The 12,511-nt window shown below is 48.0% G+C and carries 11 protein-coding genes; 10 read left to right on the top strand and 1 reads right to left on the bottom strand.

Annotated features, from left to right (window positions below; genetic code table 11):
* Positions 1 to 139 precede the first annotated feature (139 nt).
* The 7 genes from C3B52_RS03880 to C3B52_RS03850 all read left to right on the top strand — a co-directional run bounded on the left by C3B52_RS03880 (position 140) and on the right by C3B52_RS03850 (position 7,772).
* Complete coding sequence (locus C3B52_RS03880; RefSeq protein ID WP_103104788.1) at positions 140 to 1,216, top strand: tartrate dehydrogenase; 1,077 nt, start codon at positions 140 to 142, stop codon at positions 1,214 to 1,216.
* 20 nt (positions 1,217 to 1,236) lie between these two features.
* Positions 1,237 to 2,661 carry an aldehyde dehydrogenase family protein gene (locus C3B52_RS03875; RefSeq protein ID WP_103104787.1) on the top strand — a complete coding sequence of 475 codons (1,425 nt, stop codon included), beginning with the start codon at positions 1,237 to 1,239 and terminating at the stop codon, positions 2,659 to 2,661.
* A complete protein-coding gene (locus tag C3B52_RS03870; protein ID WP_103104786.1) occupies positions 2,658 to 3,428 on the top strand; it encodes an SDR family oxidoreductase in 771 nt (256 codons plus the stop codon). Before C3B52_RS03875 ends, C3B52_RS03870 begins: the two co-directional genes overlap by 4 nt.
* Before the next feature lie 82 nt (positions 3,429 to 3,510).
* Positions 3,511 to 4,578, top strand: coding sequence for a TRAP transporter substrate-binding protein (locus tag C3B52_RS03865; protein WP_103104785.1), 1,068 nt, complete (start codon positions 3,511 to 3,513; stop codon positions 4,576 to 4,578).
* A 63-nt stretch (positions 4,579 to 4,641) separates the two neighbouring features.
* The gene (locus tag C3B52_RS03860; protein WP_103104784.1) at positions 4,642 to 5,109 is read left to right on the top strand and encodes a TRAP transporter small permease; all 468 of its coding nucleotides are present in this window, start codon (positions 4,642 to 4,644) and stop codon (positions 5,107 to 5,109) included.
* Positions 5,110 to 5,116: 7 nt separating this feature from the next.
* Entirely contained in the window at positions 5,117 to 6,391 is a 1,275-nt protein-coding gene (locus C3B52_RS03855; RefSeq protein ID WP_103104783.1) for a TRAP transporter large permease, read from the top strand.
* A gap of 16 nt (positions 6,392 to 6,407) precedes the next feature.
* A complete protein-coding gene (locus C3B52_RS03850) occupies positions 6,408 to 7,772 on the top strand; it encodes an FAD-binding oxidoreductase (RefSeq protein ID WP_103104782.1) in 1,365 nt (454 codons plus the stop codon).
* 79 nt (positions 7,773 to 7,851) lie between these two features.
* Here the strand turns inward: C3B52_RS03850 and C3B52_RS03845 are convergent, their stop codons facing one another.
* Positions 7,852 to 8,295, bottom strand: coding sequence for a hypothetical protein (locus C3B52_RS03845; protein WP_103104781.1), 444 nt, complete (start codon positions 8,293 to 8,295; stop codon positions 7,852 to 7,854).
* 253 nt (positions 8,296 to 8,548) lie between these two features.
* Between C3B52_RS03845 and C3B52_RS03840 the strand changes: the two genes are divergently transcribed.
* The 3 genes from C3B52_RS03840 (at position 8,549) to C3B52_RS03830 (ending at position 12,483) form a co-directional block, all read left to right on the top strand.
* The gene (locus tag C3B52_RS03840) at positions 8,549 to 10,198 is read left to right on the top strand and encodes a formate--tetrahydrofolate ligase (protein WP_268811875.1); all 1,650 of its coding nucleotides are present in this window, start codon (positions 8,549 to 8,551) and stop codon (positions 10,196 to 10,198) included.
* Positions 10,199 to 10,322: 124 nt separating this feature from the next.
* Positions 10,323 to 10,700, top strand: coding sequence for a PH domain-containing protein (locus tag C3B52_RS03835; protein WP_103104779.1), 378 nt, complete (start codon positions 10,323 to 10,325; stop codon positions 10,698 to 10,700).
* Between the two features lie 253 nt (positions 10,701 to 10,953).
* The gene (locus C3B52_RS03830) at positions 10,954 to 12,483 is read left to right on the top strand and encodes a DEAD/DEAH box helicase (RefSeq protein ID WP_103104778.1); all 1,530 of its coding nucleotides are present in this window, start codon (positions 10,954 to 10,956) and stop codon (positions 12,481 to 12,483) included.
* Positions 12,484 to 12,511 lie beyond the last annotated feature (28 nt).

Raw genomic sequence — 12,511 nt, 5'->3', positions numbered from 1 at the left:
AATGTCGAATGACGTTGTTTTATTTGCCTGCTATGAAAGCGTTTCATCGATTTGCCCTTTTTCCTCTGACTTGGCATCAAATGTGCAAGAGTTAGCTGGTGAATGGTCAAATAATTTAGATTATTTAGGGGGGAGTCGATTGCTTCATTACTCGATCGCCGTGATTCCCGGAGATGGAATCGGTCCCGAGGTGATGGACGAGGGACTGAAAGTATTAAAAGCACTCGAAGAAAGCCATGGGGGAATTCGTTTCGCCAATGATGTGATGGACTGGAACTGTAAATATTACCTCATACACGGCAGAATGATGCCGGAAAATGGATTGGATACATTAAAGGATTACGATTTGATCCTGCTTGGTGCAGTGGGTGCACCTGAAGTACCCGATCATGTTTCGGTATGGGAATTAATCTTGCCTATTCGCCGAGCATTTCAGCAATATGTGAATCTGCGCCCTGTAAAGCTGCTCCGGGGATTAGAAAGTCCGCTGCGCTACAAGGAGCATGCTGATCTCGACTTCGTGGTAGTCAGGGAAAATACAGAAGGCGAATATTCCAATATGGGCGGGCGTATGCACCAAGGAACACCGTACGAAATGGCTGTACAGAACAACGTTTTTACTCGTTACGGAACGGAGCGCATCCTCAAATATGCTTACTCTCTAGCTGAAAAGCGGCCGAGAAAGAGGCTGACGGCTGCGACAAAATCGAATGGAATTAACCACTCCATGCCGTTCTGGGACGAAATCGTCAAGGAAATTTCTCGCGAGCATCCTGCGGTAGAAACGAATCTCTACCATATCGACGCCCTCGCCGCCTATTTTATTACGCGTCCAGAGACATTTGACGTGGTCGTCGCTAGTAATTTATTTGGAGACATTTTGACAGATCTGGGTGCCGCGATTGTCGGGGGGCTGGGTCTCGCACCATCTGCAAACATCAATCCGGAACGAAAATTTCCATCCATGTTTGAGCCGATTCACGGGTCCGCACCAGACATTGCAGGGAAAGGCATTGCCAACCCAATTGCGCAGGTATGGAGCCTGGCGATGATGATGGATCACCTCGATTTGCCTGAAATCAGTGCGGTAATTATGAATGCGATCGAACAGGTTTTAGTAGATGGCAAAATATTGACCCCTGACCTGGGAGGCAAGGCATCGACCAAGGAACTGGGAGACGAGCTTGTTCGCCACATTTATGCCCAGGCGAAATAAAAATGAGGAGGAAGAGGAGAATGGAAGCGAAATCGTATGATTTGTACATCGGTGGAGAATGGGTAAAAACGGAGAGCTCCATTCCTGTTTTCCACAAATATAGTGGAGAATGTATCGCATACATCGCCCGTGCGGAGCAGCATCATGTGACAGAAGCAGTAGATGCAGCGCAGAAAACCTTTAAGCAGGACACATTGACGCCGTTTCAGCGCTATAAAATTTTGTTGAAAGCATCACAGTTAATGGAGGAACGCAGAGACGAGATGGAGCGATCCCTCATTCGTGAGGTGGGAAAAACACGCAAGGATGCGATGAATGAGCTTGATCGGACAATCAATACCTTGCTTTTGTCGGCAGAGGAAGCGAAAAAGATACACGGTGAAATGGTCCCACTGCAATCAACAGAGGGCTCCGAAAATCGTCTGGGCTTCACCATTCGCGTGCCAAAAGGAGTAATTGGAGCGATCACGCCGTTTAACTATCCACTTTTGCTCAGCACGCACAAAATTGCTCCTGCTATTGCGGCGGGCAATACATTGGTAGTCAAACCCGCGACGGTAACTCCGATTGCGACCTTTCTCCTGCTTGAGGTGTTGGAAGCAGCAGGCTTGCCAAAGGGTTATATCAATATCGTTACGGGAGCGGGCAGCCAGGTAGGCGAATGGCTTTTGGATGAAGAGCGAATCGCCATGTATACGTTTACCGGGTCAGGTGAGGTAGGACGCCATATCAAAGAACGCAGCGGCATGCGTCCTGTAGCACTGGAGCTGGGGAACAATTCTCCCAATATCGTTCATCTGGACGCGGATTTGGAGCTGGCAGCCCGTCAGACGGCAGCACGCAGCTTTCACAATGCAGGGCAGGCTTGTATTGCTGTACAGCGTATTTACGTCCATGAGGCAGTCATGCAGGAGTTTTCTGACTTGTACATTTCACATGTCAATCAGCTGAAGGTCGGCAATCCGGAAGACCCGGATACAGATGTTGGCCCGATGATCAGTGAAAAAGAAGCGATCCGCACCGAGGAATGGGTACAGGAAGCGATCAGCCAGGGGGCTAAATCGCTGCTGCCTGTAAAACGTGAGGGAGCTTTGTTCTATCCTGCTGTGCTGGTTAATACAACGCCGGAAATGAAGGTCGTGTGCCGGGAGGTTTTTGCACCGGTGGTAACCATCATCCCCTATAGCGACCTGGACGAAGCGTTTGCCCAAGCGAATGATTCTGAGTACGGTTTGCAGGCGGGCATTTTTACGCGAGATTTAAATATCGCTATGAAGGCAGCACGTACTCTCGAATATGGCGGCGTTGTGATCAATGATGTATCCACGTATCGCAACGATGTCATGCCGTATGGCGGAGTCAAAAACAGTGGACTTGGCAAGGAAGGACCGCGCTATGCTGTCGAGGAGATGACAGAAGAAAGGATGGTGGTCATTAATCTATGAACGGACAACTATTGCAGGGGAAAACAGCGATTGTAACAGGAGCAGCGTCAGGCATGGGGAAAGCCATCGCCAAGCTGTTCGCAGACCAAGGGGCACAGGTCGTTTTGGCTGACCTGAACAAGGCAGCGGCCCAGCAAGTAGCGCAGGAGCTTCCAGAAGGCAAGGGGCATGCTGTCCAAACCGACGTAGCCGATGATCAAAGTGTTGCAGCTATGATTCAGGAGACTATCACTGCGTTTGGTTCAATTGACGTGCTGGTGAATTGCGCGGGTGTTCCTCAAGCTTTTACGCCGATTGAGGAGCTGTCTCTGGAACAGTGGGATAAGATCATGTCTGTGAACACGAAATCGATCTATTTGACAGCGCGGCATGTGGTTCCGCATATGAAGGCAGCGAGCAAAGGAAGCATCATCAATATCGCTTCAATTGCGGGAATTCGCGCTAGACCTGGTCTGAACGCCTATTGCGCATCCAAGGGCGCGGCGATCATGCTGAGCAAGGCACTCGCTATCGAGCTGGCTCCCAATCAAATTCGGGTGAATGTGATTAACCCTGGGCCAGCCGAAACACCGATGCTGGGCAAATTTATCAACGGAGATGAAGATCAGGTAGAAGCTGGCAAGAAGGACATTTTCATCAGCAGCGTTCCAATGGGTATGCTCATTCAGCCGGAGGATATTGCTCAAGCTGCGCTGTACTTGGCTTCCGACCTGTCCAAAATCGTCACTGGAGAAGTGATGAACGTGGATGGTGGAAGAGGGATCTAGTCAAATGTGTTAAATTTTCATATTATTAAATGAATTTAGAAATGAACTAAAATAAAGAAATGAAATCAGGGGGACCATCGAGATGTTGCGAAAAAAATGGAGTTTGTTACTTTCCGGTATCATGTCGGCTTCTTTACTACTTACAGCATGTGGAGGGGGCGGCGGCCAGTCCGCCCAGCCTTCCGGTCAGACAGGTGGACAGCCTGCTGCTAGCTCAGAAGCTCCAAAGAATGACGGGCAATCTTATGTGCTGAAAGCAGGACATTCCTTGACAGAGGATCATCCGTATCATTTGGCTTTGAAGAAGATGGCGGAGGATGTGGACAAGCGTTCTAACGGCAAAGTCAAAATCGAGGTATATCCACTCAGCCAGCTTGGAGCTGAGCGTGAGCTGACAGAAGCACTTACGTTTGGGACGGCAGATATGTCGATTACTTCGACAGCGCCAGTGACCAACTTCTATCAAAAGCTTGGGGTGCTGGACTTGCCGTTCTTGTTTGAAAGCCGTGAGCAAGCATACAAGGTTCTGGATGGAAAAGTAGGTCAGGACATGCTCAAAGACATGGAAAGCGCGAACCTGATTGGTCTGGCTTGGGCTGAAAACGGTTTCCGTCACATCACAAACGGTTCCAAGGATATTAAAAAGCCAGAAGATGTGGCAGGAATGAAAATCCGCACGCAGGAAAACCCGATTCACCTCGCTGCCTTTGAAGCATTGGGAGCAAAACCGACTCCGATGGCTTGGACAGAAGCTCTGACCGCCCTGCAGCAAGGTGTTGTAGATGCGCAGGAAAACCCTGCAATCGTAGCACAAACCTACAAGCTGTACGAATCGAAGCAAACACATATGGCTTTGACTGGTCACGTATACTCGGCTGCCATGATCTTGTTCAGCAAGCCAGTATGGGACAAGCTGCCTGCTGATGTACAGCAGCTCATCGCCGAAGAAGCAAAGAAAGCAGGTCAATACGAGCGCGAGCTGATGATCAAAATGGAAGAGGAAGCGATTACCAACATCAAGGGTAAAGGCGTAGTCATTACGGAGGATGTAGACAAGCAAGCTTTCCGCGATGCGATGAAGCCTGTATATGACAAGTTTTCCGGTCAATTCGGCAAAGAGCTGGTTGATGAAATCATGAATACAAAATAAAAGGAGAAGGGAGAAGAGCTGCGTGCTTTTCTCCCCCCTTTCCCCGACGAAAGGAGAAGTCGTGTGGGCAACATTATTTCCAAGATAAACAGCATCACTCGCCTTATCGTTATTGCTTTGTTAGCCATAATGGTTGTTGCCGTTTTCCTTCAAGTTCTGTTCCGCTTTTTCTTGGACATGCCGCTTGCCTGGACGGAAGAGCTCGCTCGGTATTTGCTGATTTGGATCACTTTTTTAGGCTCGGCATATGCGATGGCGATCAAAGCGCATATTGGAACGGAATATATACAAAAGCATTTGTCTCCGTTCATGAACAAAGTAGTTCTTTCTGTAGCGGCGGTGCTTAGCATTTTCTTTTTTGTTGTGATGGTTCAACAGGGATATAGCTTAGCTACTAGAAGCATGACACAGTTATCGCCCACTCTGCTCGTTCCCATGGGGTATGTCTACATGGTGATCCCGATCAGCGGTGTTCTGCTCATCATGAACGCTCTCCATGTAACGTGGAAAGACATCACAGGGAAGGAGTGAATCGATCGTGGGTACGATTTTATTTTTGACGCTTGTGGTTCTCCTGATCATCAATGTGCCGATTGCCGTGGCGCTGGGTCTTTCTGTAGTCGTTGCTTTTATGGTAGAGGGGAATATCCCGCTGTTGGTCGTTATCCAAAAAATGTTCAACGGGACCGATTCGTTCCCGCTAATGGCGATCCCTTTTTTCCTGCTCGCGGGTAAGCTGATGGAAACGGGAGGGATATCGGCCAGACTAATTCGCTTCGCAAATACGATTGTCGGGAATTTGCCAGGAGGCTTGGCGATTGTAGCCGTTATGGGTTGTACATTTTTTGCTGCTATTTCTGGTTCGTCAGCAGCAACGACTGCGGCTGTGGGTGGTATCTTAATTCCGCACATGGTAAAAAAGGGATATGATGTGCGATTTTCTTCTGCATTACATGCGGCGGGTGGAACAATCGGTGTCATGATTCCCCCGAGTGTGCCGATGGTTTTGTATGGAGTAGCAGCGAGTACCTCCATTAATGATTTGTTTATTGCTGGAATCGGCCCGGGTATTCTCGTCGCGATCTCGCTTGTTGCTTATTCTTTTTGGGTTAGTAAGAAAAAGGGTTGGGGTGGTGGAGAAAAGCATTCCCCAGCTGAGATTTGGAAGTCTTTTAAAGACGCAATTTTGGCAATTCTCATGCCGGTTATTATTCTTGGCGGAATATACGGAGGAATTTTTACCGCTACTGAAGCGGCAGTCGTAGCAGTGGTCTATGCATTGATCATAGGCTTATTTGTTTACCGTGAAATTAAATGGAAGGATCTTGGAGAAATTTTTACAGGCGCAGGTACTATGACAGCTGTTATCATGCTGATCATCGCTACAGCCAACGCATTCGGATTTCTTATGACTAGGGAAAATATTCCTCAGGAAATTGCCCAATTCATGCTGGGGATTACCGATAGTACGATTATTACTCTTCTGATCATCAATGTGTTGCTGCTAATTTTGGGAACATTCATGGAAACGGCAGTAACCATTATCCTCATGACACCAATCTTGCTTCCGATCATTACAACCTTGGGCATTGATCCTGTATTGTTCGGGGTGATCATGGTCGTTAACTCTGCTATCGGTATGCTGACGCCTCCTGTTGGAATTAATCTTTTGGTGGCAGGAAAAATTGCTAAGCTGTCCAATACAGAAATTGAAAAGGCAGTTATACCGTTCCTCATTATTATGGTCATTGATTTGCTGCTCATCACCTACATTCCTGAAATCAGCTTGTTCCTGGTGAACCTGAGCAAATAACGGAGGGGAAGATAAAGTGGAATACATGCAAGCGTTGGTCGAATTGCTTGGAGAAGAACGGGTTACGACAAATCAAACCGTTTTGGAGCACCACAGTCATGATGAATCGTACCACACGCCAAGACTGCCGGATGTCGTCGTCTTTCCGCAAACGGCTGAAGAGGTTAGCCAAATTATGAAGCTGGCCCATGCCCGCCACATTGCAGTTACCCCGTTTGGTCTTGGTACGAGTCTGGAGGGCCATGCAATTCCTTATGAGGGCGGCATCAGCATGGACTTTTCCCAGATGAATCAAGTGCTGGAGGTTCGCCCGCAAGATTTTCTCGTTCGGGTCCAGCCAGGAGTCACGCGCACTCAGCTGAACAAAGAGCTGAAAAAGCATGGACTGTTCTTTTCCGTAGATCCGGGTGCGGATGCGACACTTGGCGGAATGGCAGCGACGAATGCAAGTGGAACTACTTCGGTCCGCTACGGCGTCATGCGTGATCAGGTACGTGATCTGGAGGTCGTACTCGCTGATGGTCGAATCATTCACACAGGGAGCATGACTGCGAAATCATCATCTGGCTATCATTTGACAGGCTTGTTCGTAGGCTCGGAGGGGACGCTCGGTGTCTTTACAGAATTGACATTGCGTGTGTACGGAATTCCCGAAGCGACAACGGCAGCCCGGGCTTGCTTTCCTTCCGTTCAGGATGCAGTCGATACGGTTGTCGATATATTATCCGCTGGCATACAGGTGGCCAGGATTGAGCTGATCGATGAGCGTTCCATTCGTCAGGTTAATATTTACAAGGAAACGAGCTACCCGGAAACCCCAACACTGTTTATCGAGTTTCACGGCAGTGAGCAAAGCTTGACTCACGATATCGAATTTGCCCAAAACATCGCAAAAGAGCACGGATGCCAGGAGTTTTTGTTTGAGACAGATTCCAAGGCTCGTGCCCAGCTCTGGGATGTGCGGCACAACATGGCCTACGCATTCCTGCACAAATCACCTGGTAAAAAGATGATGGTGACCGATGTGTGTCTGCCTTTTTCCGAGCTGGCTGGAGCAGTCGTCGATGCGCGGCAAGCCATTGACCGTTCGGGATTAGATGGGGCCATCCTCGGCCATGTCGGAGACGGTAACTACCATGTTATTTTGATGATTGATTTGGATGATTCTGATGAAGTAGCTCGTGCAGAAAAACTGAATGCACACCTGGTAGAATACGCGCTCAGCCGTGGAGGGACATGCACCGGTGAGCACGGAGTCGGTGTAGGAAAGGCAAAATACCAACGCATCGAGCATGGCGAAGCGCTAGACGTGATGCAATCCTTTAAAAATGTACTGGACCCGACAGGCATACTGAATCCGGGAAAGATTTTTGGAGCGTAGCTGTGACCTGCATTCTGTATTTAAACAGGGTGCAGGTTTTTTTTGAAGCCACGATGCAGAGCTTGCCCAGCACATGCCCCTATCTTATCTCTCTGGAGTTTACGATAAGTCTGCTGTGTTCAAATACGGTAATGACGTATTTGCGCCCCGCCTCAATGACTACATGGTTTCCTGCAATCTCATAATGATCGCCGTCGCTTGTCTTGACCTGATCGCCACCCCTTCGTGGGTCCCATTTCTCCTCGATCAATACTTCCTTGATGACTGGACCTGTAGCGATATCTGCTACGACCTTACCGAGCATGATGAGCAGATATAAGAGCATGACAGCAAAGACTACTAAAAGAAAATAAGTAAACCTTGATTTTATAAATTTAGTTCTCATGTAACCAAAAATGTAACTGAAAAAAAGCAACACGCCGCAGTATCCGCTGAGCCCCATCCAGAGGATGCTGCGTTCATCCAAAGAATATTTCGAGAAAATAGCTATCGTACCGATCAGCCACCCCAGCATAATACCCATCCGGACGACATTTCTTTTTTTCCTATACCATACTCGAGCTTCAGATGAAAAAAGGTTCAAACGATGTCACACTCGCTTTCTTTATATAGACAATAGACGCCATTTTCCAGGTAATGGTTGCGGGGGATCAAAAGTTCATAGCCATATGATTCTGAGGCTACCCACATGCTTTTCTTAGTCAAATAAGCACCAAAGGAAAGGAGAAACGACTACAATGTGGAATGTAGATCATTGGTAAATAAACAAGAAATTCATGGAATGTAGGGAGGCAAGCATGAAGCCGATTGTTGAGATTGCCAAGACAGCAGGTATCGAAGAAGAGGATCTGGAGCTTTACGGAAAGTTTAAAGCGAAACTATCTAACGAGCTGTGGGAAAAGGTAGCGGAACGTCAAGATGGCAAGCTAATCCTCGTTACTGCAATGAATCCCAATCCAGCAGGTGCAGGTAAGACGCTCACCACGATTGGGTTGTCACAAGCCCTTAATTTACTGGGAAAAAAGACGATTGCTGCACTCCGCGAGCCATCACTTGGCCCATGCATGGGCATTAAAGGAGGAGCAACAGGCAGTGGAAAAGCGCAAATTCTCCCTGCCGATGAGATCAATCTCCATTTTACAGGCGACATACATGCGATTACGGCAGCCCATAATCTGCTTGCAGCCATGATTGACAACCATATATTTCACGGCAATCCGCGTGGACTGAATCCTAAGAAGATCGTTTGGAAACGCGCGATGGATATGAACGACCGTGCCCTGCGCAACATCGTCGTAGGTCTTGGGGATAGCAATGGCATGACACGGGAAGACGGGTTTATGATTACTACCGCTTCGGAAATCATGGCGATTCTTTGCTTGAGCGAGAGCTTGTCAGATTTGCGAGATCGCCTAGCACATATCATTATCGGCTACGACTTTGACGACCAGCCTGTTCGGGCGGAGGAAGTGAATGCAGTTGAAGATATGGTGGTGCTTTTGAAGGAAGCAATCAAGCCGAATCTCGTCCAAACGATCGAAGGCACGCCAGTCATCATTCATGGTGGTCCGTTTGCGAATATTGCCCACGGCTGCAGCAGTGTCATCGCGACTAAAACAGCACTGAAGCTGGCTGACTACGTGGTGACAGAGGCCGGGTTTGGCGCGGACCTAGGAGCGGAGAAGTTTTTTGACATCAAATGTCGAAAAGCAGGGCTGACACCAGCAGCTGCTGTCGTCGTGATAACAGTTCGTTCCTTGAAGTACAATGCGGGGGTAAAGGTTGCTGATTTGGCCACAGAGAACCTGGAGGCATTGGAAAAAGGGTTTGCCAACGTGAAGCGACATTTGGAAAACCTCGAAAAATTTGGTGTTCCGGCAGTAGTCGCTATCAATCACTTTGCGACAGATTCACAAGCAGAGGTAGACAAAGTCATTCTGCTTTGCCAGCAGGCTGGCGTCGAGGCGGCACTCTCCAACGTTTGGGCAGAGGGTGGAGCAGGTGGAACGGAGCTGGCTGAAAAGGTGGCACGTGCAGCAGAAAGACTGTCACAATTCCGCTTCCTCTATGAAGAGGAGCTTTCCGTAAAGGAAAAAATCGAGACGATTGTGAAAGAGGTGTATCGTGGATCGGGAGTCGTGTTTTCTCCAGGTGCACTGAGAACCATTCAAAAGGTAGAAGAACTGGGTATGTCTCATTTGCCAGTATGCATGGCAAAAACACCGTACTCCTTTACAGATCGTGCCGATCTATTGGGGGCACCTACTGACTTTACGATTCAAGTGAGTGAAATCCGCCTGTCTGCAGGAGCAGGCTTTATTGTTGCCCTGACAGGTAGCTTAGTGACGATGCCAGGACTTCCGAAAAAACCAGCAGCAGAACTGCTCTACGTCGATGAAGGTGGCGTGATCAACGGACTAAGCTAAGACTTTGGCAAATGATTCAAGCTGACACCTATACGTGGGAGTCAGCTTTTTCAAGTTTGGGAACAAAAAAGTGCACACTTCGTCGTATACATATAAGCAAAGAACATGTGAGGGGGAGAGAAAAATGGGATTGTTTGATGGTTTGATGGGCAATGCCTCGGAGGTCAATATTGTGGAAGTCCAAAATGAACTTGGTCACATTTTGGCGAAAAATGAACGATTGGAAAAAGCGTACAAACTGATTCGCGACATGTTTATTTTTACAGATAAGCGTCTAATACTAATTGATAAGCAGGGGCTTACTGGGAAAAAGGTCGAGTTTCATTCTATCCCGTATAAAAGTATTACGCATTTCAGCATTGAAACCGCGGGTAATTTTGATTGGGATGCCGAATTGAAGATCTATATTTCTGGCAGTCAGATGCCTATCCAGAAACAATTTAACAAGAACCTCAACATTTATGAGGTTCAGAGTGTGCTGGCGGACTATGTGCTCAGATAGAGGAATAAAGGAGTCGAATACTCGGAGAAATTGGGGCTTTTTACCGATCTGCAAACCGAGGAGTGTCGAACGATTTTAGGTGATCAGACATTTGCATTTTGAAGGAATGCATGGTACGATTACAGCTATGTTCTTTGTGGGGTGCATTTGTACAATCGGGGATAAAAGGGCATGTTCCGGATCGTAAGGAATAGTGCCCTTTTTTAATGAGAATTTTATAGAAGAAGGTATTGAAAAAGGAGACTGAAGTGCATTGACAACTTTTTATGAATTTGGATTAAGCGACTCACTTGTTCGCGCATTAAGCAATATGGGATTTGAAGAGGCAACGGCCATTCAAGTTCAAACCGTTCCAGTAGCTCTGCAAGGCCGTGACTTGATTGGTCAGGCGCAAACGGGAACTGGTAAAACAGCAGCATTTGGTATCCCACTCATCGAAAGACTGGATGAGAAAAGCGGAAACATTCAAGGTGTTGTTTTGACCCCAACCCGCGAGCTGGCAGTTCAGGTAGCAGAAGAGATCAATAAGATTGCCCAGTTTAAAAACATCTCTGCTCTGCCTATTTACGGTGGTCAAGACATTACGCGGCAAATCAAGGCTTTGAAAAAACGTCCTCAAATCATCGTAGCGACACCGGGTCGCTTCATGGATCATATGAGAAGAAAAACCATTCGACTCGATTCCATTGAGATCGTGGTATTGGACGAAGCTGACGAAATGCTGAACATGGGCTTTATTGACGACATTAAAGAAATTCTGCAGGAAGTGCCGGACAACCGTCAGACTTTGCTGTTCTCAGCAACTATGCCTAGAGCAATTCAAGAAATCGCTCAGCAATTCATGACTGAGCCGACACTGATTTCTGTGAAGGCAAAAGAAGTAACGGTTCCAAACATCGAACAACAATATATGGAAGTCGCTGAAAAGCAGAAGTTTGATGTTCTTTGCCGCTTGTTGGACATTCACTCGCCTGAGCTGGCTATCATCTTCGGTAGAACCAAACGTCGTGTAGATGAATTGTCTGAAGCACTGACCAAGCGTGGCTATGGTGCAGAAGGTATTCATGGCGACTTGAACCAGGCAAAACGCGACAGCGTCCTGCGCAAGTTTAAAGAAGGTACGATTGAAGTACTCGTAGCAACAGATGTAGCTGCTCGCGGACTGGATATCAGTGGTGTTACACACGTGTTCAACTTCGATATTCCGCAAGACTCCGAAAGCTACGTACACCGTATCGGCCGTACAGGACGTGCTGGTAAAACCGGTTTGGCGATCACTTTTGTTACCTCTCGTGAAATTGACCATCTGCGTCTGATCGAGCGTGCTACTAATCGCCGCATGGAGCGTCGCACTGTGCCTTCAATGGCGGAAGCATTGGAAGGACAACAGCGCATGGCTGTGGACAAGATTTTGGAGGCTTCTGGACTAGACAATCTGTCCGCTTACAAAACTCTTGCAGAGCAATTGCTTGAGGATGTGGATTCCGTTACACTCGTATCTGCAGCACTCAAGCTGTTAACCAAAGAGCCAGATATGACACCAGTTCGTCTGACTGAAGAAGCACCTTTGCGAGTCGGCAAGAAAAAGCTGCCGCCAAAAGGCAGAGGTGGATTTGGCTCCGGTTTTGGAGGAGGCAAGCGTCCTTCTCGCCCACGCAGTGGCGACTCTCGTCCGCGTAGTGGTGATTCCCGCCCACGTAGTGGCGACTCTCGTCCACGTAGCGGTGACTCTCGCCCGCGTAGCTCGGAAACTGGCAGCAGACCATATAACAAACAACGCTAATAGTAAAAGAACAGACCGATGCGATCAC

Source organism: Brevibacillus reuszeri (genome assembly GCF_002897295.1).
Taxonomy (GTDB): domain Bacteria; phylum Bacillota; class Bacilli; order Brevibacillales; family Brevibacillaceae; genus Brevibacillus; species Brevibacillus reuszeri_A.
The sequence above is the reverse complement of the archived record's forward strand: the minus strand, read 5'-3'. Positions and strand labels throughout refer to the sequence as shown.

Excerpts from the sequence above, each read along its gene's own strand:
- C3B52_RS03875 (WP_103104787.1), top strand. The coding sequence starts at position 1,237 with ATGGAAGCGAAATCGTATGATTTGTACATCGGTGGAGAATGGGTAAAA.
- C3B52_RS03865 (WP_103104785.1), top strand. The coding sequence starts at position 3,511 with ATGTTGCGAAAAAAATGGAGTTTGTTACTTTCCGGTATCATGTCGGCT.
- C3B52_RS03845 (WP_103104781.1), bottom strand. The coding sequence starts at position 8,295 with ATGGGTATTATGCTGGGGTGGCTGATCGGTACGATAGCTATTTTCTCG.
- C3B52_RS03870 (WP_103104786.1), top strand. The coding sequence starts at position 2,658 with ATGAACGGACAACTATTGCAGGGGAAAACAGCGATTGTAACAGGAGCA.
- C3B52_RS03840 (WP_268811875.1), top strand. The coding sequence starts at position 8,549 with ATGGAATGTAGGGAGGCAAGCATGAAGCCGATTGTTGAGATTGCCAAG.
- C3B52_RS03835 (WP_103104779.1), top strand. The coding sequence starts at position 10,323 with ATGGGATTGTTTGATGGTTTGATGGGCAATGCCTCGGAGGTCAATATT.